The organism is Paenibacillus urinalis, from assembly GCF_028747985.1.
GTDB classification, from domain to species: domain Bacteria; phylum Bacillota; class Bacilli; order Paenibacillales; family Paenibacillaceae; genus Paenibacillus; species Paenibacillus urinalis.
The window spans coordinates 912963-938421 of the sequence record NZ_CP118108.1; the positions used below are offsets into that span (position 1 = coordinate 912963).

The 25459-nt window shown below is 49.1% G+C and carries 18 protein-coding genes; 14 read left to right on the forward strand and 4 right to left on the reverse strand.

Features of this window, described 5'->3' with window-relative positions; genetic code table 11:
- The first annotated feature begins 43 nt into the window (after positions 1 to 43).
- From PUW25_RS04080 to PUW25_RS04135, 12 genes are all read left to right on the forward strand, one after another.
- Positions 44 to 1600 carry an extracellular solute-binding protein gene (locus PUW25_RS04080; protein ID WP_047912920.1) on the forward strand — a complete coding sequence of 519 codons (1557 nt, stop codon included), beginning with the start codon at positions 44 to 46 and terminating at the stop codon, positions 1598 to 1600.
- Between the two features lie 147 nt (positions 1601 to 1747).
- Positions 1748 to 3817, forward strand: coding sequence for a glycoside hydrolase family 65 (locus PUW25_RS04085; RefSeq protein ID WP_047912921.1), 2070 nt, complete (start codon positions 1748 to 1750; stop codon positions 3815 to 3817).
- A 317-nt stretch (positions 3818 to 4134) separates the two neighbouring features.
- Positions 4135 to 5451, forward strand: a complete 1317-nt coding sequence (locus PUW25_RS04090) for an ABC transporter substrate-binding protein (RefSeq protein ID WP_047912922.1) — start codon at positions 4135 to 4137, stop codon at positions 5449 to 5451.
- Between the two features lie 182 nt (positions 5452 to 5633).
- A complete protein-coding gene (locus tag PUW25_RS04095; RefSeq protein ID WP_047912923.1) occupies positions 5634 to 6569 on the forward strand; it encodes a carbohydrate ABC transporter permease in 936 nt (311 codons plus the stop codon).
- A 3-nt stretch (positions 6570 to 6572) separates the two neighbouring features.
- The gene (locus PUW25_RS04100) at positions 6573 to 7394 is read left to right on the forward strand and encodes a carbohydrate ABC transporter permease (protein WP_047912924.1); all 822 of its coding nucleotides are present in this window, start codon (positions 6573 to 6575) and stop codon (positions 7392 to 7394) included.
- A 142-nt stretch (positions 7395 to 7536) separates the two neighbouring features.
- The gene (locus PUW25_RS04105; protein WP_238546440.1) at positions 7537 to 8556 is read left to right on the forward strand and encodes a sugar-binding protein; all 1020 of its coding nucleotides are present in this window, start codon (positions 7537 to 7539) and stop codon (positions 8554 to 8556) included.
- Complete coding sequence (locus PUW25_RS04110) at positions 8553 to 10076, forward strand: sensor histidine kinase (RefSeq protein ID WP_274338133.1); 1524 nt, start codon at positions 8553 to 8555, stop codon at positions 10074 to 10076. The genes PUW25_RS04105 and PUW25_RS04110 overlap by 4 nt, the downstream gene beginning before the upstream one ends.
- Positions 10054 to 11631: a response regulator transcription factor gene (locus PUW25_RS04115; RefSeq protein WP_047912925.1), complete on the forward strand. Its 1578-nt coding sequence runs from the start codon at positions 10054 to 10056 to the stop codon at positions 11629 to 11631. The genes PUW25_RS04110 and PUW25_RS04115 overlap by 23 nt, the downstream gene beginning before the upstream one ends.
- A 143-nt stretch (positions 11632 to 11774) precedes the next feature.
- Positions 11775 to 12371, forward strand: a complete 597-nt coding sequence (locus tag PUW25_RS04120; protein WP_047912926.1) for a TetR/AcrR family transcriptional regulator — start codon at positions 11775 to 11777, stop codon at positions 12369 to 12371.
- A 29-nt stretch (positions 12372 to 12400) separates the two neighbouring features.
- The gene (locus tag PUW25_RS04125; RefSeq protein ID WP_047912927.1) at positions 12401 to 13720 is read left to right on the forward strand and encodes a cytosine permease; all 1320 of its coding nucleotides are present in this window, start codon (positions 12401 to 12403) and stop codon (positions 13718 to 13720) included.
- 4 nt (positions 13721 to 13724) lie between these two features.
- The gene (locus PUW25_RS04130; protein WP_193746076.1) at positions 13725 to 14852 is read left to right on the forward strand and encodes an S-methyl thiohydantoin desulfurase family protein; all 1128 of its coding nucleotides are present in this window, start codon (positions 13725 to 13727) and stop codon (positions 14850 to 14852) included.
- On the forward strand, positions 14849 to 16450 hold the full coding sequence (locus tag PUW25_RS04135; protein WP_238546442.1) for an ROK family protein: 1602 nt from the start codon (positions 14849 to 14851) through the stop codon (positions 16448 to 16450). Before PUW25_RS04130 ends, PUW25_RS04135 begins: the two co-directional genes overlap by 4 nt.
- Before the next feature lie 148 nt (positions 16451 to 16598).
- Here the strand turns inward: PUW25_RS04135 and sdaAA are convergent, their stop codons facing one another.
- The 4 genes from sdaAA to PUW25_RS04155 form a co-directional block, all read right to left on the reverse strand.
- Positions 16599 to 17480: an L-serine ammonia-lyase, iron-sulfur-dependent, subunit alpha gene (gene sdaAA / locus PUW25_RS04140; RefSeq protein ID WP_047912928.1), complete on the reverse strand. Its 882-nt coding sequence runs from the start codon at positions 17478 to 17480 to the stop codon at positions 16599 to 16601.
- 47 nt (positions 17481 to 17527) lie between these two features.
- Entirely contained in the window at positions 17528 to 18196 is a 669-nt protein-coding gene (gene sdaAB / locus PUW25_RS04145; RefSeq protein ID WP_047912929.1) for an L-serine ammonia-lyase, iron-sulfur-dependent subunit beta, read from the reverse strand.
- Positions 18197 to 18201: 5 nt separating this feature from the next.
- Complete coding sequence (locus PUW25_RS04150; RefSeq protein ID WP_047912972.1) at positions 18202 to 19632, reverse strand: amidohydrolase; 1431 nt, start codon at positions 19630 to 19632, stop codon at positions 18202 to 18204.
- 85 nt (positions 19633 to 19717) lie between these two features.
- Positions 19718 to 20956: an MFS transporter gene (locus PUW25_RS04155; RefSeq protein ID WP_047912930.1), complete on the reverse strand. Its 1239-nt coding sequence runs from the start codon at positions 20954 to 20956 to the stop codon at positions 19718 to 19720.
- A 210-nt stretch (positions 20957 to 21166) separates the two neighbouring features.
- On the opposite strand from PUW25_RS04155, the gene PUW25_RS04160 reads away from it, so the two are divergent.
- A complete protein-coding gene (locus PUW25_RS04160; protein ID WP_238546443.1) occupies positions 21167 to 23170 on the forward strand; it encodes a helix-turn-helix domain-containing protein in 2004 nt (667 codons plus the stop codon).
- A gap of 245 nt (positions 23171 to 23415) precedes the next feature.
- Entirely contained in the window at positions 23416 to 25302 is a 1887-nt protein-coding gene (gene htpG / locus PUW25_RS04165) for a molecular chaperone HtpG (RefSeq protein ID WP_047912932.1), read from the forward strand.
- Positions 25303 to 25459 lie beyond the last annotated feature (157 nt).

A 25459-nucleotide genomic window follows, 5' to 3' on the forward strand; every position in this document is an offset into this window, starting at 1 on the left:
AAATCGCGGGTCATATAACCTATTGAAAAAGGGGAGATCTCACTTGTGGAATCGTAATCAGTGGACTCATAAAGGATGGACTTGGTCTGTTCTGGCATTGACGCTAGGGATAACGACGGTGCTGGCTGGCTGCAGCAGCAATACGGATACAGGCAGCTCAGCTGCGCCGACCAATCCGGATTATGTGGTAGTCGATGTCTATAAGACGCATCTGAGCAAGGGCAAGCTGCCAACGCCGGATGATGCGCATGTGCAGTATATCGCAGAGAGGACGGGAGTGCAGTATAATCTGCAGACAACCTCGTCAGGCGGTGATCCGGTGGAAAGCATGAACGTGATGATCGCTTCCGGTGATCTGCCGGATATTATGAGACCGGTGGGTGGCGTAGAGCAGACGCTGATCTCGCAGAATGGCGCTCTTGCGCTCGACGATTTGCTGCCGAAGTATGCTCCGAACTTATGGAAGCGCATTCCTCAGGAAGCCTGGGATATTGTACGTTCAGCCTCACCAGACGGTAAGATTTATTATGTTCCCAAGATCTATATGATTCCAGAGCGTGCGCCAATGATTCGGCAGGACTGGCTGGATGCAGTAGGGCTCGAAATGCCGACAACACAGGAAGAATACGTGGAAGTATTGAAGGCTTTCCTGAACGAGGATCCTAACGGCAATGGTCAGGCTGATGAGATTCCAACGACAGGCAGGGAGTTCGGAACCTGGATGGATCATCTGTTCGCCATGTACGGTGTGGCAATGTGGGAAGGGAAGCCGGAATGGGATATTTACGACGGCAAGCTGCAGTATGCAGGTGTTACACAGAACATGAAGGATGCCATTGTCTTTGTACGTGATCTGTACGAACAGAAGCTGCTGGATAACGAGACCTTCCTGAACAAGGGCGAAATCTGGACAGCGAAGATTAACAACAATCTGGTTGGCAGCTGGTATCATCTGCCTGGAAACTTGAAGGATCGGCTGGCCGCGATCCAGACGCTTGCCCCAGAAGCCGTCGTCAAAGGAATGCCGATCCCGACCGTGGAAGGATACGAAGGCTATGTCACCCAAAAAAGTGTAGGCGAGCCGGAGTGGATGATTCCGAAGGTATCCGAGGACAAGGCAGAGGCATCGCTGAAGCTGCTTGACTTCTTCTACGATCCGGCGAACGAGGATTTTATTCGCTTCGGTATTGAAGGCGTGCACCATGAAGTGGTAGACGGCAAGAAACAGCTGCTCCCTGCGGATGACAATACACCGATTGGGCTGGGTATGCTGAATTACAATACGAAGGAGACCATGGATGTTCGAATTGAACAGACCTTCCCGGAGGATCAGGTTCAGATGGTCAAGGACATCTTTGAAGTGGCAACAGCGGATGCCCGCCGTATTGCGGGAGACGGATTACCTTCGTCTGTATACCAAGGGTATCCGGATATTCAGTCTCATAAGCTGTTCCAGGAATATTTGTCCAAGATCGTAATCGGTGAATGGCCGCTGGAGAAATTTGATGAGTTCGTGGAGCGCTGGAACAGCTCTGGCGGTGCAGAGGTCACGAAGCGGGCACAGGAATGGTATGAGAAGGTGCAGAGCTACCAGCAGTAACGGAGCAACCAGGTTCACATTCAATGAGGCCGTCCGCCATAAGCACAGTACTTACCGCTTAATATGATCCGAGAAGGCACCGCCTCATTGAATGGTTCGAAAAAACATGCTGGGCATCAAAAAAATACCAGGAGGACTTCTAGCCTTATGCAAAAAATTGATCGCAAATCGCTTGTCACCCGGCATAATCCGGTGCTGCGGCAGGCCGAGACCCTATCACCACTGTCTGTAGGGAATGGGGAGTTTGCCTACACCGTAGATATTACCGGTATGCAAAGCTTCCCTGAAGAGTATACGTTCCCGCTAGGAACCCAGTCCAACTGGGGATGGCACAGTACGGGCGGGCATGATCTGTATCGGTACGAGGATGTAAAGCTCACTTCATTTGAAACGCACGGACGCCAAGTGGGATATGCTACCGATGCTGCCGGTCAGGAGGAGGTATTCCACTGGCTGAGACAGAATCCGCATCGGGTCCAGCTCGGTGTCATCGGACTTGAACTGCTATCCTCGGAAGGAAGCCGTATTCGGCTCCAGGACCTTGGCGACATTGAACAAGAGCTTGATTTGTGGACCGGAATCATCAAGAGCCGGTTCTGTGTAGAGGGCGTACCTGTTACCGTTCTCACCAGCTGCCATGACCGGCTGGATCAGATCGGGTTGACTGTAGAGTCAGAGCTCATCGAGCAAGGCAGGCTGTTTGTATCCGTCCGGTTTCCTGCTCCCCACCCACAGTCCCGCGGCTGGGGCAGCAGTATAGGTCTGAACTGGGAGATCAAAGAGGAGCATAAGAGCGAGCTGCATCATGCAGATCAGCATGGAGCTGAGATCCGGAGAATCATGGACGAAGACAAGTATGTAGTGAAGCTCGCATGGACTGACGGCGAACTTGTCCAGCTCGGCCGGCATGCCTATCGCCTGGTTCCGAACAGCTCCTTATCGCAGCTCGATTTGACGGTCTGTTATGCACCTTCTGCCGATGAGGTCAAGGAGCTGGCTTCCGCCGAGGCTATCCGATCTTCTTCTGGCGTACATTGGGAGCAGTTCTGGAAGAGCGGCGGGGCTATTGAGCTCGCGGGCAGCCGTGATCCGCGGGGTGCCGAGCTGGAGCGCAGAATCATCTTGTCCCAATATCAGACTGCGCTGCATTCCGCAGGGACCATTCCCCCGCAGGAGACCGGGCTGATGTACAACAGCTGGTTTGGTAAGCCCCACCTCGAAATGCACTGGTGGCATGCGGCTCACTTTGCCCAGTGGGGAAGAATTCATCTGCTGGAGCGCAGCCTGTCCTGGTACGATAAGATTCTGCCGAAGGCACGTGAACTGGCAGTGTCACAAGGGTATACCGGTGCCCGATGGCCGAAGATGGTGGGTCCGGAAGGCGATCAGAGCCCGTCCAGCGTCGCGACGCTGCTGATCTGGCAACAGCCGCATCCGATTGATCTGGCCTATCTGTGCTATCAGGCCAATCCGGGAGAGGCTGTGCTTGAACGGTACAAGGAGATTGTGATGGAAACTGCTGAATTTATGGCTTCCTTCGCGGTGTGGGATGAGCCTGGGCAGCGTTATGTGCTCGGTCCGCCCGTTATCCCGGCACAAGAGAACCACCGGGGCAGCGAGACGATGAATCCCGTATATGAACTGGAATATTGGCGGCATGGTCTTGAGATTGCACTCTTGTGGCGAGAGAGACTTGGGCTGCCAGACGAGCCGAAGTGGCGTCATGTCATGGAGCATTTATCAGTACCGAAGCCGGTAAATGGTGTATATGAGGCGCATGAGCTATGTACGGATACGTATAGAAGAGCGAATATAGATCACCCGTCCATGCTGGCGGCGCTTGGTGTTCTGCCCGGCAAGCTGATCGACCGGTCGGTTATGCTCTCTACTCTGCACCGAGTAAGAGAAGCGTGGCGGTGGGAAACTTCATGGGGATGGGATTTTCCAACGGCAGCGATGACGGCGGCGAGACTGGGCGAAGGTGACTTCGCCGTAGACATGCTGCTCATGGACCAGGTGAAAAATACGTATTTGAAAAATGGGCACAATTATCAGCGGGATGATCTGCTGGCCTATTTACCGGGCAATGGAGGACTCCTTGCAGCAGTCGCCCTGATGGCGGCGGGCTGGATTGACGGACCTAACGGTGATGCTCCCGGCTTCCCTCAGGATGGCAGCTGGACCGTCAAGCAGGAGGGGCTTGTTCAGAGGTTGTGAGATGCTATCCAGCTTAAAGAACATAATTAGTTCTCTATATAAAGCGTTCATCCGTAATTAGAGAAGCTTCATGCATGATAACTCATGCCTGGAGCTTCTTTTTTTATTTTTAGCGATTAATTGGGCTGCAGATTGTAGGCCTGCCTTCTGTGGCAGCTATTGAGCGATCAAGGATAGGATATCCCCCTAAATAAAGTCCAGATGACCTGAACATAATCCAGTGTAGCGCTTACATTTTGGGGCTTATAATCTGAGGTGCAAGCAAGTGAGTGTAAGTATAACCATCCATCCAAACGGAATGAAAAGGAAGTGTTGATGTGAAGAAATCACCAGTATGGCTAACGCTGACACTACTAGGTTCACTGGCTTTATCCGCATGCAGTTCGGGTTCAACCTCGGCGCCTGCCGGGGGCGAAGCCACCGGAGGAGAAGGAACGGCACCGCCTGCTTCGACGGACAGTAAGCAGGTTGAAATATTCAGCTGGTGGACGGGTGCCGGAGAAGAAGCAGGCCTCAAAGCACTGATTCAGGTATTTAAGGATAAACAACCGAGCATTGAGGTTATTAATGCTGCTGTTGCCGGCGGGGCAGGAACGAATGCGAAGGCCGTGCTGGCCAGCCGGATGCAAGGGGGAGATCCTCCGGGGACATTTCAGGTTCACGGCGGTTCAGAGCTCAATTCGGGCTGGGTGGCGGCTGGCAAGATGGAGCCGCTGAATGAGCTGTATGAAGCGGAAGGGTGGAACGATAAGTTCCCTCAGGATTTGATCGATCTCGTCAGCAGTGACGGCAGCATCTGGTCTGTACCGGTTAATATCCATCGGGGCAATGTGCTGTGGTATAACAAGAAAGTGTTCGATGATAACGGACTTACAGTGCCGACAACGTTCGATGAGTTCTTTGCAGCAGCGGATGCATTGAAGGGAAAAGGCATTACACCGCTGGCACTTGGAGACAAGGAGCCTTGGGCGGCAACGCATTTATTTGAGACGGTGCTTCTCGGTACACTCGGTGCCGATGGTTACAGACAGCTGTGGACAGGAGACATCAGCTTTGACGATCCGAAGGTGAAGGAAGCACTCGAAACCTTCAAGAGAATGCTGACATATGTAAATGAAGACCACGCGGCTCGCAACTGGCAGGATGCTTCCCAGCTCGTATCGAGCGGAGAGGCAGCCATGAACGTGATGGGTGACTGGGCAAAGGGTTACTTCACGGGCGACCTGAAGCTTGAGGTGGGTGTTGATTTTGGATACGCGCCTACACCGGGTACAGACGGCAGCTTCATGGTGATCACGGATACGTTCGGATTACCAACCGGAGTGAAGGATCCCGAGTCGGTGAAGGAATTTCTGAAGGTGCTGGGCTCTGTGGAAGGACAGGATGCCTTTAATCCGGAGAAAGGATCCATTCCTGCCCGCATTGATGCGGATGTGGAGAAGTACGACGTGTACGGCAAGGAAACGATAGAGGATTTCAAGAACAGTGCGCTTACACCAAGTCTTGCGCACGGATCTGCCGCTTCTGAAGGATTCCTGACACAGGCGAATCAGGTCATCAATATTTTCGTTACCGGTGGAGATGTAGAGCAGGCAGTACAAGGGCTTAAGTCGGCAGCCTCCCAAGGATTGTAATTGACCACCAGGCAGCCTCCCGGGCCATATGATCCGGGGAGGCTGTTTTTTTCAAATGGAGTTACCCACCTGTATGATCTGGCCAATTGCGTAAGCTCATAAATGTCCAGATCATCTGAAGATAGTCCAGCTTTGCAGTCAGCTCCCTGATTCTATAATCAGGATAGAAAGGAGCGAAAACAATGGGAACACCATCGACTCTTCGCAAAAAAAGAATACCTGATACCGTATGGGCGATCTTGCTGCTCATGCCCTCTCTGATTGCAATCGGCATCTTTGTATACGGTTTCATCAGCTGGACGGGATATGTATCACTTAGTAACTGGAACAGTCTTGTGAAGGATTTATCCTTTGCCGGACTCAAGAACTTCGCTTTTCTATTCCAGGATTTCCGGTTTCAATCCGATATCCGCAATACGATCATGTTTACTGTGTTCTTCATCTTCGCGTGCTTGGCGATCGGGCTGCTGCTCGCGATGCTGGTGAATTCGAAAATTAAAGGCGAAGGCTTTTTTCGCAACATTTTCATTTTTCCGATGGCCGTTTCCTTTATCGTAACCGGAGTGGTCTGGCAATGGCTGCTGAATCCTTCCTCGGGAATCAATATTTTGCTGCAAAATCTTGGTGTATCCAGTCCTCCCAAATGGTATGTCAGTACAGAGATTATATCTTTTTTCAAAATGGGGCAGATTGAATTCGGTTTCCCTGTGGCATTGGTTGCCGTCATTATTGCGGCTGTTTGGCAGATGGCGGGTTATACCATGGCGATGCTCCTCGCCGGTCTTCGGGCTATCGGGGAGGATTTATTCGAAGCTGCACGCGTGGATGGAGCTACAGAGCGCAAGATTTTTACCTCCATTATATTGCCGCTGTTGAAGCCTGTTATCGTTAGTGCTGTTATTATTCTTGGACATATTTCCTTGAAGATCTTTGACCTTGTCTATTCGATGACGGGCCCTGGAGCGATGTTTGTCACCGATATGCCAGGCGTGTATATGTTTGAAACGACATTCCGTGGCAACTTCTACGGAAATGGGTCTGCGATTGCCATTCTGCTGCTGCTGTTCGTCTCGTTCCTCATCGTACCTTACCTCATCTCCAGCCGAAAGGGGGATTAGAGCGTGGCACAGAGAAGACTTTCCCGCTTTTTCGTATATGCGCTGCTCGCTGTGTTTGCAGTTCTGTTTCTGGTTCCGGTCTATGTCGTACTTGTCACCAGCTTCAAATCCATTGATGCCATTACACTGAATCAAATGTGGTCCCTTCCCAAAAGAGTCGACTTGTCCGGCTACAGCCAAGCTTTTGCAAGACTGGCTCCGCATTTGTGGAACAGCATGCTGCTCGTCATTCCGGCAACGATATTGTCCGCTCTTCTTGGGTCGCTGAACGGTTATGTATTCGCCAAATGGCGGTTCAAAGGCTCGGAAACGATCTTTACGCTGATTCTGTTCGGCATGTTTATTCCTTACCAGAGCATACTGATTCCGCTCATTCAATTCATGCAGCAGATTCAGCTGTACAATACACTGCCGGGGCTCATTTTGGTGCATGTCATATATGGTCTGCCTATATCAACGCTCATCTTCCGCAACTTCTATGTGAGCATCCCGAATGAAATTATGGAATCGGCACAGATCGACGGGACGGGGTTCCTCGGTATTTACAGGTATATTATTCTTCCTCTGTCGGTGACGAGCTTTGTCGTCGTTGGCATCTGGCAGTTCACGAACATCTGGAATGAGTTCCTGTTTGCGGTCACACTGACGACGCAGAGCCAGCAGCCGATCATGGTGGCGCTGCAGAATTTGTCCGGCAGTCAGGTTGTCCATTGGAATGTGCAGATGGCAGGAGCGGTCCTTGCTGCATTACCTACACTGATTGTATATATACTGCTTGGAAGATATTTTATTAGAGGACTGCTCGCAGGTTCTGTTAAAGGATAGCTGATTCATATAAATCAAGGATTGCGATTTGTGATGGAAATGATTAAGCTCAGCATAAGGAGCCGCATTAAGCAAGAAAACGGCTCTCTATATGAGCTTTTTCAGATTTATGATCCCATATCAAGCTAAGGGGGGCTCCCGCTTGTTCAAGCCTTGGCTGCGGCCGCATTATATTTTGATTGCCATGCTGCTTCTACTGACGGTGTCCATATCGTTGACTCATTTTATGAAAGCGCTTCATTATGAATCCGGCATGTCTTCCATTCCGCATTCCCGTAACCCTGAGATTCATCTGGTCCTCATATCACAGGAGCTTGATAATCCCTATTGGCGCCTGATTGAGCATGGCGCAAGAAGCGCAGCGGAGCAAAACCATGCCACGCTCGAATATATCGGTCCGGTGGAAGCCAGTGTCAGTGAGCAGATTCGGCTGATTGAAATGGCGGTAGCCGCAAAGATCGATGGTATTCTGACGCAAGGACTTGATGATGAGCAGTTCGCTGCAATTGTGGATCAAGCCATTGAGATGGGGATTCCTGTCATCACCATTGATTCCGATGCCCCCGATAGCCGACGTCTTGCGTATGTGGGAACCGACAATTACGCGGCAGGGTTTATGGCGGGAAAAGCGCTGATCCAGGATACTGCTGGCAATGCAAACGTAGGTATTGTAACCGGCAGCTTCCATGCGGCTAATCTGAAGGAGCGTGTGCGCGGCTTTCTGGATGCAGTGAAACGTGAGGAGGGCATTCGCATTCTTGATATGAAGGAGTCGAATATTGACCGAATCGGTTCCGCGTCCGCAGCTTATACGATGTCCAGAGAGCATGAAGCGCTCGATACTTTTTTCGGTACCAGTGCCCTGGATGCGATGGGGATCGCTCAGATGCTTAGTGACAGAAGTCCGGATTCCCAAGCCAGCGAGCAAAAGAATATTCGAGTATTCGGATTTGATGACCTTCCGGAAACGTTAGAGCTCATTGATCAGGGCATTGTTACGGCATCCATTGTACAGAAGCCGTATCAAATGGGAGCGGAGGGCGTGGAGCTGATGCTGGACTATCTTGGCGGCAAGCGAATTGTCAGTGTATATAACACGGATGCCCGCATTATTCGAAAGGACGATCTGCTGATGTACAAGGGAGGGAACGGAGGCTTATGATCCACATCAAAACAAAGCTGATGCTGTTCTTCACCGTACTGATCGTCCTCTTATCTGCTCTCGCCTTGTATTTATATCAGAATAACAGCAATTCTCTTACACAATATGATCAAATACTTAAACGATTCTTTCTGCTTAACGAGATCAATCAGCGTACGGTGCAGGTTAACGGTTCAATCCAAACTTTTGTGCAAAGCTCAGCCTCTGACCCCAAGCTGCTCGAGAGTTATGAAAGACAGGCATATGAGCTTGGATACTTAAATGAAACACTGCTGGCGGAGATGGAGAACGACATGAATTATGTGCTCTTGAAGAATTACAGCAATATGATAACGAGCTTCTTGGAGCAAGGCAGACAGACCATCGATCAGGCTCAAGGGTCGGATCTGGCAGCTTACTATGAACGGATGACACAAACGGACCGGACTGCCGGGTTCATCCAGGACACGACGCTGAAGCTGATCAACAGCGAGCTGTCTAATTACCAGACTTTCTATGACATGATGAATGCGAAGAATGAGCATCTGCAAAAAATGGCCGTGTATGCTTTTTTGGCTGCCGCCCTATTATGCACCCTGTTTACATTCTGGTTCTCGGAAGGGATAACGAACCCCATACGCCGATTGTCTGCGGCTGCGAAGCAAATCTCACGCGGGAATCTGGCGGTCGGCGATATCAAGGTGAACAGCCGGGATGAACTGCAGTTTCTGGCGGAGACGTTTAATGGAATGTGCGCGAATATTCGTCAGCTTGTGGCAGAAATGAAGCAGCAATCAGAGCTTGATGCGCTCGTCAAAAAAATGGAGATCCGAAGCCTCCAAAATCAGATCAATCCGCATTTTTTGTTCAATACACTCAATATGGTGTCCAAAATGGCGTACGTGGAAGGGGCGGAGAAGACCAGCGATTTGGTGGACTCTATTTCGACACTGCTGAGGTATAACCTGAAGAAAATGCATCACGATGTGGTGCTGAGGGATGAGATTGCGATTGTGAGGGAGTACTTTTACATCCAACAAATGAGATTCGGCGGGCGAATTCGCTTCTCGGAGACGATTGATGAGTCCTGCCTAAGCTATGTGGTGCCCTCCTTGACCATCCAGCCGCTGATCGAAAACAGCTTTGTACATGGAATAGAGTCTTGTGAGGAAGGAGGAGAGCTGTCGCTGCATATTTATAGACACGGCGGCTTGATCATGGTCGAGATTCGGGATAACGGAGCCGGTATGAGAGAAGAACAGATATCGAAGCTGCTCGGCTCATCGGAGCCACCTCCGGATGAAGCAGCAGCAGGGCATAGCGCAGGAAAGAAAGAGCTGTATGGATCCGAGAGCCCGCCCTCACCGCCGTCATCTAGTGGTATTGGTCTTACGAATGTGCTGAAACGTCTGCGGCTATATTATCAGCGGGAAGACATCATGGAGATTGAATCCTCCCCGGGACAGGGGACGGTTATACGGTTAAAGCTGCCTTGCGCGAAGGAGGAGAAGTCCGTCTATGTTCAAAATGCTTATTGTTGATGATGAACAGATAGAACGCAGTGCTCTCAGAATGATCGTGGACAGGAATCTGCCCGATGTCGAGGTCGTGGGCGAAGCGGAGAACGGAAGAGCGGCCATCGAAATGGCACAAAGGCTTCTGCCAGATCTGGTGACGATGGATATTAAAATGCCGGGTACTGACGGAATCGAAGCTGTATCGGTACTGTATAACCTTCTGCCTGACACGAAGGTGATTATGGTCTCGGCCTTTGATGAGTTCGAGTATGCACGTTGTGTGATGAAATATGGAGTAAAGGAGTATCTGCTGAAGCCCTGCAAGAAGGATCAAATTGTAAGCTCGATTCAAGCGGTGGTGAAGGATATTGAGGCTGAGAGACGTAAGCTTTCACAGATGAATGCGCTGAGGCATCAGGCGGAACAGACCCAGGCGCTGCTTGAAACAGACTGGGTGTCCTCCATCTGTCAATCACGCACGCTTGGAGCCGAGCTGATCGGTTGGCAGCAAGCAGCAGGCATACTTTCGGAATCAGCTGGATACGCGTGTGTATTGAAGATCGCTGTTGATCAGGAGAGGAGCCAGGCAGAGCGTATTCCAATCCATCAATGGGTACGTAACCGTACATCGATATATGAATTCTGTCATGCAGGACCTTTCATTGGACAGTATCTTCCGCTGCTGCTATTTCCGGAACGGATGAGTAAGGGAAGCAGTTTATCTGTGCGCTCAAGAGCTGTTCATCTCATGAGAAGCCTGCTGCAGGAAGCGCAGCGTATGTTTCCTTCCAGCGGGATGACCGCTGGAATTGGGACGCTGAAGCACAGCAGAGAAGGCTGGATGAGATCTTATCAAGAGGCGGTGCTCGCTTCTGGTGAACCCCGTGCCTTTTGCAGCTGTTTCTATGAGGATCTGCCCGCTGGGACGGAAGAATCCAACCCTTATCCACTTGCTTGTGAGCAGCAGCTGCTGCTTATGGTGGATCGCGGTAAGGTGGAGGAAGCAAGGGGCATGTTTTCCCAGTACATGAATGAGCTGCTTGAGTTGACAAGATATCAGACGGCAAGGGTTCAGTATGATCTGAACAAGCTATTTGCTCAAATGCGGAGCCAGGCGAAGGAGAAGGGGATATCTCTTCCTAAGCTTGGTGGTTTTCATGATATGAATGACATCGAGGATTTACGCCGGTATGCTCTATTTCAATTGGATCTTGTGCTGGATGCGGTGGACACATGGTATACGGATGAACACAGATGCGGTATCGAGAAAGCGAAGTCATATATAGCTGACCACTACAGCACGGAGCTGTCCCTTGAGGAAGTTGCTGATTATGCGGGGCTGAATCCTCATTATTTCAGTAAAATTTTTCATGAGAGATGCGGCATTACCTTTATTGATTATTTGACCGGAATCCGAATCGCCAAAGCTCGGGAGCTGCTTGGTGATCCCCGCCATATCTTGAAGGACATTAGCCAGAGGATCGGGTACAGGGACCCGAATTACTTCAGCCGTGTCTTCAAGAAGATGGTCGGCATGTCACCATCCGAATATCGAAGTGCTGCGCTTAAGGAATACTAAGCTTAAGAGCAGAAGATGAACCAAGGACACGACATCCCCGTGTCCTTTTTTGTTGTATACCAACAAAAAATGGATTGTATTTTTATACATAAGGACGTATAATCCACTTAATTAACGTTAATTAAAACTAGGATGTGACATTGTTGACGACCAGAAATAAGTTAAGAGATACCGCCATCAGGCTGTTCGGAGAGAAGGGCTACGACGGAACAGCACTATCCGAGATTGCAAAGGCAGTCGGAGTGAAAACACCGGCCATCTATGCTTTTTATGCCAATAAAGAGGATCTGTTCATCACTGCCTTTAAGGAGGCTATGCAGGCTTATAACCAGTTTATTCAGGAACTGCATACTTCGAAGGTACGGGCGGACGCCAAGACCACCCTTCGTAACGTACTTGCTAGACAGTATGAATTTTACGTAGAGAGCACGGAAACCAATCTATTCGTGATTCGGACACTCCTATTTCCTCCTTTATTTCTCAAACAGGAAGTGGAAGAGGCATTTGCGGACTCAGATCAGCTGCTAGCTCAGGTACTGGAGAGCATTATGGTACAGGGTATGGAGGAGAACCTCATTCCGGATCAGAAGATACAGCCGCTGGTGGATGCTTTCTTAACTTTAATGGACGGACTTGCTATGCAGTATTTCTATTACGGCTCCAAAGAAGTTTTTGAACGTAAACTGGAACATGCCTTTGACGTGTTCTGGAGAAGTGCAGAGTACGTGACGACAACTTAAGAGCCGGTTCAACCAAGGGGGATCTTGACATGAATGAGGCGAACAGCGTAATTGAGAACAGCAACGAAGCGAAAGTAATTGAAGACTTTGAACGGGAGCCCGTACCGCAGCATCTGCGCAAGAAATGGCTGACCATGGCCTTCGTATGGATTGCCATCGGAATCGACCTGTCTGCAATGTTTCTTGGTGCTGAGCTAGGGGCAGGAATGAATTTGTCCAGCTCACTGACTGCAACCTTTATTGGTTCCTTGATTCTTGGTCTTATCGGCGCGTTATGTGCTTATGTAGGAGCAAAAACAGGACTCTCAACAGCAATGATAAGCCGGTTTCTTTTTGGAAACAGGGGAGCTCGGATCATATCCGTAGCCTTGGGGATATCCTCACTCGGCTGGTTTGGTGTTCAGACCGGGTTCTTCGCCAGCAACATGCAGACTGCCTTTCGTGAACTGTGGGGAGTGGATCTGTCGCTTGGCCTATTATCCTTTATCGGCGGCATGCTGATGATGTCTACGGCGATCTGGGGTTACCGTGCGATTGAGAAGCTCAGCGTATGGTCTGTGCCGCTGCTGGTGATTTTTATATTTATTGCTTTGTATATGGCTTTTCATTTAAACGGAACAGCTGCCATCTGGGAGCCAATCAGCACACAGCCGATACCCATGGGCACAGCGATCTCGCTCGTTATCGGTATTTTCATGCTGGGAACCGTGCTTTCACCGGATATTGCCCGCTGGGCAAGAACGCCGAAGCATGCCATTATGGCTGCATTTGTCGGTTTTTTTGTAGGGAACAGCTTTATGACGATTATTGCTATCTTCCTCTCCAGAGTTATGGATTCGAGCGATCTAACAGGCATATTCCTTACGATTGGTCTTGGACTTCCTGCCATCATTGTACTGACACTGGCACAGTGGACAACGAACACGAACAATCTGTATTCCGCTTCGCTTGGGTTCTCGGTCGTATTCTCCAAGGTGCCGAAATCAGTCATCACTATTGTGGCAGGTCTCGTTGCAACCTTGCTTGGGGTATTTGGAATATATGACAGCTTCCTCTCATTCCTGACCTTTATTACGATGCTGATTGCCCCGATCGGCGGTATTTACACAGCGGAGTATTTACTCGTGGACAGATCGAAGTTTACGTTTGAGGGTCTGGATAAGAACAAAAATTGGATAGTACGTTCACTCGTTGTATGGGCCGTATCCAGCTTATTCGCATACATGACAACGGCAGCGCCGGACGGGCTCGGTTTGTTCCAGCTTACGCAGGTTCCTGCGCTAGACGGCTTTCTGTTCGCTTTTGTAGTGCAGTGGCTGGTTGCCAAGGTATTCAGCAAGAAAGGATGACAACATGACAAGCATAAACGAAATGAATCGACTAACAGAGCTTACAGAAGAAGCGATTGAATATATTGCGGTAGGTGCGGCGGTCCTCGGTACAGGGGGCGGTGGCGATCCGCATATCGGCAAACTGATGGCTATAGGAGCCATAAAGAAATATGGGCCGGTAAAAGTAATCTCTCCCGATGAGCTCGGGGACGACGATCTTGTAGTACCGTTCTCCATGATAGGTGCACCAACGGTCATGAATGAGAAAATTCCGGCGCAGGAGCAGATGAGTAAGCCATTAGATCTGATCGAAAAAGAGCTCGGCAGAAAGATTTCCGCTATTATGCCGATTGAGGTTGGAGGAGGCAATTCACTTATTCCCGTCATTGCCGCAGCAGAGCGGGGCATCCCTGTGCTTGATGCGGATGCGATGGGGCGGGCTTTTCCTGAATCGCAAATGGTAACCTTCTATCTCGATGGCATGGACCCGAGTCCGATTACGATGGCGGATGAACGGGGAAATGCCGTGCTTATGCATGCGATTGATGGTATATGGGAGGAACGAATGGCGCGTGCAGTAACGATTCAAATGGGCGGGTCTGCCTCCATCTGTGATTATCCAGCTACCGGTGCGCAGATGAAGAAAAGTGTCATTCCACATACGTTATCCCTCGCATACGAGATCGGTAAAACGTTGTTTGAATCGAAGGAGCAGAAGCAGCACCCTATTGAAGCGCTGCTTAAGCAGCTGAATGGATATGCCTTGTTCCATGGCAAGGCGTCGGATATCCGCCGCCGGATGGAGGGCGGCTTCACACGTGGTGAAGCGACCTTTGAAGGTACAGGCGAGCATAAAGGCCGGACAATGAAGCTGTTTTTCCAAAATGAGTTCCTGCTGGCGAAGGAGGGAGAGCGTTCTCTTGCGGTGACACCCGATTTAATATCCCTATTGGATCAGGACACAGGCATGCCGATTACTACAGAGAACCTGAAATACGGTGCCCGGATTACAGCTGTCGGCTTCCCTTGTGATCCGAAGTGGCGAACACCGAAGGGGCTTGATACCGTTGGACCGAAGTATTTTGGCTATGACGTTCCTTTTGTGCCAATTGAAGAGCTGGCAGCGAAGAAAGGAGCGAATCAGGCATGACTGTGAATAGAGAATCCCAATTAAGCAGTATGGAATCATATCGCATCGGTATTGATGTAGGGGGTACGAATACAGATGCGGCACTACTTGATTCCAAGCTGAATACGATTCATACGGTGAAGGTGCATACCACGAAGGATGTGAATGAGGGTATAGTTGAAGCCGTGCGTAAGCTGCTGGAAGAAAGCACGGTGAACCCTGCACTAATCAAGTTTGCCATGCTGGGAACGACCCATTGTACGAATGCAATCGTGGAAAGAAAAAATTTGGGCAAAGTGGGACTTATTCGGATTGGAGCACCTGCGGCAACGACCATTCCTCCGCTGACAGGATGGGATCAAACACTTGCTTCCGTCATCGGCGATCATGCCTATATGGCCAAGGGGGGTTATGAATATGACGGACGCACCATCGTTGATATGGATGAAGAGGAAATTCGAAATTTATGTGAGCGAATGAAGGGTGAGGTAGCATCCGTTGCCGTTTGTGGTATCTTCTCTCCGGTGAATACTTCACAGGAGAGACGGGCTGCGGAGATTGTTCGAGAAGTGCTCGGTGAGGACATGGTAGTTACCCTCTCCCATGAAATTGGCAGCATCGGTCTCCTGGAACGGGAGAATGCCTCAATATTGAACGGCGCTCTTCTTGGCGTCATTTCGGGTGTAGTCCAGGGATTTGAAGCAGCGCTTGAGAGCTTCGGCATTCAAGCCGGCGTTTATATCTGTCAAAATGACGGGACTCTGATGCGCAGTGATTATGCGCTGCGTTATCCAATCTTGACAATTGCGTGCGGACCAACCAACTCGATTCGTGGAGCTGCACATCTATCCGGACTGAGTGACGCACTTGTCGTGGATATTGGGGGCACAACAACGGACATCGGTGTTCTTAGCCAGGGTTTTCCCCGGCAGTCCTCTGCTGCTGTAACGCTGGGTGGTGTAAGAACCAACTTCCGTATGCCGGATATTCTATCCATCGGCATAGGGGGCGGTACAATTATTCGTACGCAGGCTTCGAGTGATGGCGAGAGTAGGGGCGTTGTTACCGTAGGTCCTGACAGTGTCGGTTATGAGCTGACTAAACGAGGGACCATCTTTGGAGGGGATACGTTGACGGCGACGGATGTTGTGGTGAAGCTTGGTAGGACACATTGGGAAGGTGCTCAAATCGAGAGGATTGACGAGGAAATTTGTCTCCAAGCAGATGAAATCATAAAGACCGATATAGAAGATGCTATTGATCGGATGAAATCGAGCAGTGCGCCTGTCGATGTCATTCTGGTCGGCGGTGGAAGTATATTGGTGCCAGAGGAGCTTGAGGGTGTAGCCCGCATTATACGTCCAGCCTATTATGGTGCGGCTAATGCAATTGGTGCAGCACTAGGTGAAGTGAGCGGAGAAACCGAACGCATCTATTCACTCGAGGAACTGACCTATGATGAAGTAATGGAGGATGCCCGCAGCCATGCGGTAGAGCAGGCTGTTCGGGCAGGAGCGGACCGAGATACCGTCCAAATCGTCTTTACCGAGGATATTCCACTGGCGTACCTGCCAGGGAATGCACTGCTTGTTAAGGTGAAGGCAGCAGGAAGATTATAAGAGAATATCATTAGTAAAAGATCATTAACAAAAGGCATCCTTCTCGGGTCTATGGACCTTGGAAGGATGCCTTTTTTGCAAAGGAAATTCATTTGGTTGTTGATTATCCACTTCATTATTCAAGAAACTAATACTTGAGCTGTGAGAATTAAGATGGGTTATGCTGCAAATCTCTTGTTATCTTACGACCTGTCGGGGTCTGAGCCAAGCCGCCGCCAGCCGTTTCCCGCAGCGATTCAGGCATGGCCGATCCTACTTCGAGCATGACCTGAACCACTTCGTCCGAAGGGATGACACTTCGAACCCCGGCCAGTGCCATGTCGGCTGCTCCGAGTGCCGTAATGGCGCCGAATCCGTTGCGAACGATACATGGGATCTCGACCAGGCCTGCCACTGGATCGCAGATCAGGCCAAGCGTATTTTTCAAGGCAAGTCCTACAGCATGAATGGCCTGAGCAGGTGATCCACCCTGAATATCGACGAGGGCACCTGCCGCCATACCGATGGCGGATCCCACTTCCGCCTGGCAACCGCCTTCTGCTCCAGAGATAAAGGAGTTATTTGCGATCACATAACCAATGGCGCCGGAAGCGAACAGGCCATAAACCATCTGCTCATCTGTCCACCCGAACCTTTCCTGGCTGCTGATGAATACACCGGGAATAATGCCGCAGGAGCCGGCTGTCGGTGTCGCAATGATCCGTCCCATGGAAGCGTTGACCTCGGATACCGCGAGGGCATACGTCATTGACAAGCTGGCATGATCTCCGAGCATGGATTGTCCGTTGTCGCGATAGCTTCGCATCTTTCTTGCATCTCCGCCCGTTAGCCCGCTCTTAGAGGTCGTATCGGTATGCAGTCCCTGATGGACCGCTTTTTTCATAATTTCGTAGTATTCCTTCATTTGAGCAAATACGACATCCTGGTCCTCGCCTGATTCCAGACATTGTTCCTCCAGCATGAGTCTGCCAAGGGAGAGCTCTCTGGATTCGGCGAGCTCTGCCAGTTGTTTTAATGTTCGAAAGTTCATAAGCGTAAGACTCCTTTATACATGAGATACAGAAAAATAGGACTTGCTTACAAGATGAGAAGATTGACTTCCTGAATCTCAGGTAAAGCCTTTATTCGTTCAACCAAGGGTGAATTGATCTTACCGTCGCATTCCATGACCATCATGGCTTCACCGCGGCGGTTTTTTCGATCGACAGACATATGACCAATATTAATGCCGGCATCAACCAGCATTCTGGTAACTACGGCGATAACGCCTGGCTCGTCAATATGGCGAAGGATCAGTGTTGGATACAGCCCCGTCATCTTTAGGTGATAGCCGTTGATCCGAACAATTTCGATATTCCCGCCTCCGATCGAAGTGCCCACCAAGTTAAGCAGGCGGTCTCCCCCTTTATTTGTCAGGATAATCTCAGCTGTATTGGGATGAGGATAGAGTCCGGTTCCGGGGCCAATGGTAGTGTACATTCCAGCCGCTTCTGCATGAACAAAGGCATCAGGAAGTCTTGGATCATCCGTATTCATGTCAAGTAGTCCTCCAACGATAGCTGTATCCGTCCCGTGCCCGCGGTATGTTGCCGCAAACGAGCCGAACATCTTGATCTCAGCATGTGCCGGGCATTCTCCGAACAGTAGTCTTGCTGTACGTCCGATACGTGCCGCACCCGCAGTATGGGAGCTGGACGGTCCGACCATGGCCGGACCTATGATGGAAAAAACGTCTTTAAATCTCAATTCGATCAAGCTCCTCGTTTTGGGGGCTGCACATCTTGTGGAACAAGACAGTCGTACACTTCGCCGCCCAATCTTTCTTTAAATTCCTTATTTGCTTCGGCGACGATACTTGGATCAAGTATGGATTCAATCGCTGTTGCCGCCATCGCTTTAGCCGCGAGCAGCATTCCTTTGTGAGCATAAGTGCTCTTACCCTGCGCTACTGTCTGCCATGCATGAAGGGGGGTTCCGAACGCCATTGTTGTTGTTACACACTGTGCGGTCGGTACGTTCCAGCTGACATCAGCCACATCAGTTGACCCGCTCATAAACGTTTCTTTATCTTCAGAGAACGGTGCGATAAAGCCAGGGAGCGGCCGCTCGGTAAGCACACCTGCAAGCTGGGGACCAACCATAGCTTCTGCTTCCTGTTTATTTTGAAGGGGCAAAGTTTCATAAATAGCCTTGGCGTAGGCATATTCTTCCTCTTCATATTCAGGGACTCCCAATTGAGTCAAATTCTTATGCAGCACTTTTTCGAGCGTACTGTTCGGAATGAGGTTGGCACAGGCACCTTCATATTTAAATTCCATTTGTGTTTCGGTCATGAGGGAAGCCCCCTCAGCAATTTTGATCAGCCGTTCGAACAGGCTGCGTACTTGATGTGTCTTAGGAGCACGGACCAGGTAAGTCACTTCGGCCTCTGCCTGTACCACATTCGGTGCAAACCCGCCTGAGTTTGTTATTGCGTAGTGCAATCTCGCCTGATCAATCATATGCTCGCGCATATAGTTCGCCCCGATGTTCATGAGCTCAACAGCATCTAATGCGCTTCGTCCTTGATGAGGGGCTGAAGCTGCATGGGCACTGATCCCCTTGAAAGTAAAAGTGCCATGAATAACAGCATTCGAGCTGCCATGCATAACCGCGTTCATGGAGTGGGGATGCCAGGAGAGTGCGGCATCCACATCCTTGAAGTAACCTTCACGGGCAAGATAGGTTTTGCCATAGCCGCTTTCCTCGGCGGGACAGCCGTAGAAGCGGATCGTTCCGCTTGTACCGGGATGATCCTTAAGGTAATCTTTCACAGCGACAGCTGCTGCAAGTGCCCCGACGCCAAGCAGATTGTGCCCGCATCCATGACCATTTCCGCGAGCAGTGACAGGACTATACGCAGCAGTCCCTGCCTTTTGGCTCAAATCAGCCAGTGCATCATATTCACCTAACAAGGCGATGACCGGGCTGCCTGTCCCATAGGAGGCGATAAATCCGGTTTCAAGTCCAGCGACTTCTTTCTCCACAGAGAAATCTTCAGCTTCTAGAACATCGATGAGAAGCTTGGCTGATTGGAATTCATCGAATCTGGTTTCTGCAAAAGACCATACCTGGTCGCTTGCATTAGTGAACAGCTCACTTTTTCCTTCGATGGCGTCAGATACATACTTGCTTAAATCGATCGTTGTTGTCATAGGAACACACCTCTCTATTGGCAGTAATTGATTATTGTAAGCTGGTTATTGAAGCATAACCGCATGATTCAACTTACACAGTGGTGGGCTGAATATCGGTTGGTTTGATCTTGTCTGAACGGCGAGACAGCATAAGTGAAGCGGAGCAGATTACAGCAAATGCGATCAGCATCACGAAGGCTGCAGTATAAGATCCGCCTGAAGCTTCAACCAGGAAGCCTATAAGCATTGGCGTAAGGAAGCCGGCAAGCTGAGCACCGGTATTGATGAATCCATTTGCAGTTGCTACAACCGTTTCCGGCATCGTTTTAAGGGACTTTGAAATAATGAGTGTTGAAATGAAACCAGCGAGTGCTGTAACGATAGTTTGATGGGTAATGAACATGGCGATACTGCCGGCAGTACTCATCAAGTACAGGAAAAGGGCCACGAAAATGCCGAATACGGAAGCAATAATCCGGTCTTTACCTGCGGGAATGCGGTCAAGTATATAGCCGCTGAGCAGCATGGTGAAAATGCTGATGACAGCCGGAATAGCAGAAAGTAGACCCATTTGCGTCATATCAAGCCCTCTGACATTGACCATATAAGTAGGCATCCAGGATTGCAGCCCCCAGTTCACGGCGTAAATGCTGAAGTAACCGATAAACAGGTTCCAGATCATAGGGGTTTTAAGAACAATCTTAAATGGCACCTTTTCTTTAGGCGCAGGAACTGCCGCTGATTGCAGAGGCTGAGCCGGCTCTTTTAATAGGAAGAACATAAGGATTGTAACGAGAATTCCTACGGCACCGATGATATAGAACAGGGTCCGCCAGCCGATTGTTTCAAGCGCCTGACTCGTAAGGATCGGAGTTACAACACCCATAATTGCACCGGAGGCGAGCATAATTGACATTGCACTGCTTCTTTGATTTATCGGGAATGTAGTTGCAATGGCCTTTGATCCAGAGGGAAAAAAGCTGCCTTCTCCAATCCCGAACAGGAAACGGACGAAGATGAGAGAGAACAGAGACCAGGCTGAGCCGGTCAAGATGGTGAAGATGGACCAGGCGAAGACTGAGACGAGAATGACTTTCCGATAGCCAAAACGGTCAGCGAGTGCCCCGCCCGGTATTTGCATAATAGCGTAGCCGAGGAAAAAACTGCTCAGAATGATTCCTTGGGCGGACGCGCTGAGACCCAGATCTTGTGTGATCCCTACAATGGCATAGTTCATCACAAACCGATCGAGATTGCCTAGACACCAGCCGAGAAATAAAAGAGTGAGAACAATGTACTTAAAGTTTTTGCTTTGTACGACCTTCGACATTGTGTTACCTTCCTTCTCATCAATTGTTATATGTATGCGTTTGTTATATTAAAGTTACAGGAGGAAGGGGTTTTAATACAATGTATATCTTTGTATAATTAGCTCTATTATTATGTGAAAACCTACATTGACATGGGGGCGGAGCTATTGAACGGAGTGCTGCATGAAATCTTACATCAACGTTTAGGTAATTGGGATTATGAGGTTTGGATGAGTGGGAATTGGTCGGATTGGCGGTTGATTACTTCGATTGGGGATAAGAAGACAGCTGCTCCTGAATTCCGACGCAATTCCCCCCTTCATCATCCGGAGTATCGGCTGGAAAAAGAAAATGTCACGTTAGCTTTTCTTCCATATAACAACAACGTGTGTATAGCTGTCCGACTGTTTTCAAAATGTGATTTTTCTGCAGAACAACTGGTGGAGATTTCATCTCTCTTGTATCCGTATTATGCAGAAGCGGTAGCTGCGAAGCATGAGCGGGCGCTCAATGAGGTCATGAACAGCATTCGGGATGTGACTCAGCTGCTCGATCTAAATGAACTACTCAGCCGGATTCTTGTAAGTGCGCTGTCTGTTATTCCTTATGAATGCATTGGTGTTCTGTGGCAATATGATCCTGAAATCGATGCCTTGACGGTTAAAGCGAGAGCAGGGGGGCTTGGAGAGGGGATGCTTCAAATGAAGCTGAAGCCAGGAGAAGGAATCATTGGGCATACATTCAGCAGAGGCACACCTAAATTGTATAACAATATGCTGATGCTGGAGGATGATTTCGGAAATATGACGCTCGAAAATAGGCGTCATTTGAATACAGCTTATGATTTTGAAGATATTTGCGGTATTATTTCCGTTCCCATCAAGGTTGAAGGTCAAACGGAATGTGTGCTCATTGTATATCAAAGGGGAAATGTACCGCTGTTTACGGAATCGGATGTGAGGCTTCTACAGAGCTTCGCGGATCAGGTATCTATTGCACTGACGAATGCGAGGCTGTATGACAACTTAAGCAGACAGAACGAAACACTTGTCAGACGGGATGAGATCCATTCTTCTTTGATGCGTCTATCGCTGCAAAATAAAGGTGTGGTGTCCATCGTCAGTGAGCTGACGCGTATTATCGGCATACCGCTGACCTTTGTGGACTTTATTGATAATGAATGGTTTCCTAAGCGGGGAAAGGCGATAAGTAAATGGAGCATTGAGAGTCTGAGAGAACTATATCGATCATTGAATCATTCTGATTACTTGACCTTTGTTGCAGGAGTAGAAGGGGAGATGAATCAGTATCTATATCCCATTGCTTCCGCAAATCAATGCCTCGGCTACCTCATTATCCGTATGAACGAAAGACTCTCACCGCTGCAGCTGGTTGCACTTGAGCAGGGTAGCTCTGTACTCGCGCTTGAGCTGATGAGAAAGCAGTCTCTCGCTGAATTTTATTTCAAAAGAACACAGCAATTCTTTAATGACCTCAGGCTCAGCAAAGATTCGGAGGAATACTGGGTGAGATCTGCAGAGATCGGTATTACTCCCAGTACACAAATTATCGTTGGTCTACTTGAATTCACGGAGCTGGTAAGTCCGGTTATGCTCAGCACTCTTTCACTTCAGCTTGTGTCCTATTTGCGGGAGAAGCTGCCCTCGGGGAACATGCCCATCGCATTTGGCAGTGAAAGACGTATCACCGTCATGCTTGTCCCATCGGAAGCCCATAGGCCTGGAGAAATTGAAGAGAAGTTTATTACCTCCTTGCCGAAATGGGAGAGCAAAAATAATACAAAGCTGTTCGGGGGCTTAGGTTCAATGCGGTCAGGATTGGATGCAATTAATACGAGCTATCAGGAAGCGGATAAGGCGCTGTCCTATCAGAAGACTCGTGGTGCACAGGGGACGATACGTTACATGGATATCGGAGTAAATCGATTGTTTATCCGGCAGCCTGCTGAGGATCTGAATGATTTTATAGCAGAGGTGTTTGAGCCGCTCAGAACAGCCAAAGGGCAAGCCGGGGGTCTTGAGGAAACGCTGATTACCTATATGGCCTGTGGTGGATCTGCGGCACAAGCTGCGAGCGAGCTTCATATTCATATCAACACACTGTATCAGCGCATCCATAAGATTGAAGAGATATTAGGCATGTCCTTTAATAATCAGGAGCATCTTCTTCACTTGCAGCTGGCTTGTTACCTTCGGCAGTCGACTCGTTTATAGGTCATGAAGTTTCCACCTTCTAAAATATATATGAGGACAAGTTCAATATTGCTCACATGAATTTACCTCCTACATGAAGGATCGAGCCTATTTTAATCGAAGTTATAGCTGATTGGGTTGATTTCAAATCCAAACTTGACATCAATTTTTCCAATATGATATATAAGTAGAAGAGTTAGCACTCTAAGGTTTAGAGTGCTAAAAATTTGAGCAAGGACGCTCATAGAATAGAAGGGAGACTAATCATGGCAACAAAGCAGTTTAAGGCCGAATCCAAGCGCTTGCTGGAGATGATGGTTAATTCTATTTACACGCAAAAAGAGATTTTTCTAAGAGAGCTTATCTCCAACGCCAGTGATGCGATCGACAAGATGTACTATAAGGCATTGGTCGAGGATCAGCTGACATTCAATAACGAGGATTACTTCATTAAGATTATCGCAGATAAAGAAAACCGCACGCTTACGATTTCTGATACAGGAATCGGGATGACGCAGGAGGAGCTGGAGAATAACCTCGGGATCATCGCGAACAGCGGATCTTTTGCGTTCAAGAGCGAGAATGAACTGAAGGACGGCCACAACATTATCGGTCAATTCGGGGTCGGCTTCTATTCCGCGTTCATGGTTGCGGATGAGATTACAGTGATTACGAAGGCTTGGGGCAGCGATCAGGCCTATAAATGGCAGTCTCAGGGCGCAGATGGATACACGATCGATCCTGCTGACAAGGAGAGTGTGGGCACCGATATCATTCTTCACATCAGAGAGAATACGGAAGAGGATTCTTATGATGAATTCCTGGAGGAGTATCGTCTTAGAACGATCATCAAGAAATATTCCGACTTCATTCGTTATCCGATCAAGATGGACGTGAAGACGCAGAAGCCGAAGGAAGATGCGGAGAACGAGTTCGAGGAAGTTACCGAAGAGCAAACCGTAAACAGCATGGTTCCGATCTGGCGGAAGAACAAGAGTGAGCTGACAGATGAAGACTATGAGAACTTCTATTTCGAGAAACGCTACGGCTTCGACAAGCCGCTGAAGCACGTACATATCAGTGCTGACGGTGCTGTTGTGTACAACGCCATTCTGTTTATTCCAGAGAAAACGCCGTTCGACTATTACACCAAGGAATATGAGAAAGGCCTTGAGCTCTACTCCAACGGTGTATTGATCATGGATAAATGCGGAGATTTGCTGCCGGATTACTTCAGCTTTGTCAAAGGGATGGTCGACTCCGAGGATCTGTCCTTGAACATTTCCCGCGAACTGCTGCAACATGATCGTCAATTAAAGCTGATCGCGAAGAACATCAAGAACAAGATCAAATCTGCGCTGCAATCCATGATGAAGGATGAGCGTGAGAATTATGAGAAATTCTACGAATCGTTTGGCAGACAGCTTAAATTTGGTGTATACAACGATTATGGCATGAACAAGGGCGATCTTCAGGATCTCCTGCTGTTCTATTCATCCAAGGAGCAGAAGCTGGTCAGTCTGGCTGAATACGTCTCCCGTATGCCGGAGGATCAGAAATATATTTACTATGCAACAGGTGAGTCCGTACAGCGTATCGAACGTCTGCCGCAAACCGAGCTCGTGGCGGATAAAGGCTATGAAATTCTCTATTTCACCGACGATGTGGATGAGTTCGCCATTAAGATGCTGATGAACTATCAGGAGAAAGAATTCCGTTCCGTATCAAGCGGCGATCTTGGATTTGAAGCAGATAGCAGCGAAGAGGAAGCAGAAGCGAAGGAATCCGAGAACAAGGAATTGTTTGAGAAAATGCAGGAGCTCTTGAGCGGTAAAGTGAAGAGTGTCAAGGCTTCCAAGCGTCTCAAATCCCATCCGGTCTGCCTATCCGCCGACGGTGAAATCACCATCGAGATGGAGAAAGTGCTGAATGCGATGCCGAATGCCGACGGCCAGCAGGTCAGAGCCGACAAAGTGCTGGAGATTAATGCGAATCATGACGTGTTCAGTGCATTGAAGCAGGCGTTTGAGAATGATCAAGATAAATTCGCGGTGTACACCAGCGTTCTGTACAACCAGGCGCTGCTGATTGAAGGTCTTCAGGTAGAAGATCCCGTCGCGTTCACGAATGATATTTGCAAAATCATGGCGTAAGGTTTACTACAGCTTCATGCCACGTTAAAATAAAATGAGAACAGAGGTTTCTGTTCTCATTTTTCTATTTTAAGGAGAACGACGTATGCTAATTCAATTCATTCGCTATCGTTAATGAGAGGTACAGATTATAAGTAAGCCCAGGCGTTTTTAAAAA

Bases quoted from the DNA above. Each gene is read 5' to 3' on its own strand.
- PUW25_RS04085 (WP_047912921.1), top strand. From the start codon at position 1,748: ATGCAAAAAATTGATCGCAAATCGCTTGTCACCCGGCATAATCCGGTG.
- PUW25_RS04095 (WP_047912923.1), top strand. From the start codon at position 5,634: ATGGGAACACCATCGACTCTTCGCAAAAAAAGAATACCTGATACCGTA.
- PUW25_RS04110 (WP_274338133.1), top strand. From the start codon at position 8,553: ATGATCCACATCAAAACAAAGCTGATGCTGTTCTTCACCGTACTGATC.
- PUW25_RS04115 (WP_047912925.1), top strand. From the start codon at position 10,054: ATGTTCAAAATGCTTATTGTTGATGATGAACAGATAGAACGCAGTGCT.
- PUW25_RS04125 (WP_047912927.1), top strand. From the start codon at position 12,401: ATGAATGAGGCGAACAGCGTAATTGAGAACAGCAACGAAGCGAAAGTA.
- PUW25_RS04130 (WP_193746076.1), top strand. From the start codon at position 13,725: ATGACAAGCATAAACGAAATGAATCGACTAACAGAGCTTACAGAAGAA.
- PUW25_RS04135 (WP_238546442.1), top strand. From the start codon at position 14,849: ATGACTGTGAATAGAGAATCCCAATTAAGCAGTATGGAATCATATCGC.
- sdaAA (WP_047912928.1), bottom strand. From the start codon at position 17,480: ATGAACTTTCGAACATTAAAACAACTGGCAGAGCTCGCCGAATCCAGA.
- PUW25_RS04155 (WP_047912930.1), bottom strand. From the start codon at position 20,956: ATGTCGAAGGTCGTACAAAGCAAAAACTTTAAGTACATTGTTCTCACT.
- PUW25_RS04160 (WP_238546443.1), top strand. From the start codon at position 21,167: ATGAGTGGGAATTGGTCGGATTGGCGGTTGATTACTTCGATTGGGGAT.
- htpG (WP_047912932.1), top strand. From the start codon at position 23,416: ATGGCAACAAAGCAGTTTAAGGCCGAATCCAAGCGCTTGCTGGAGATG.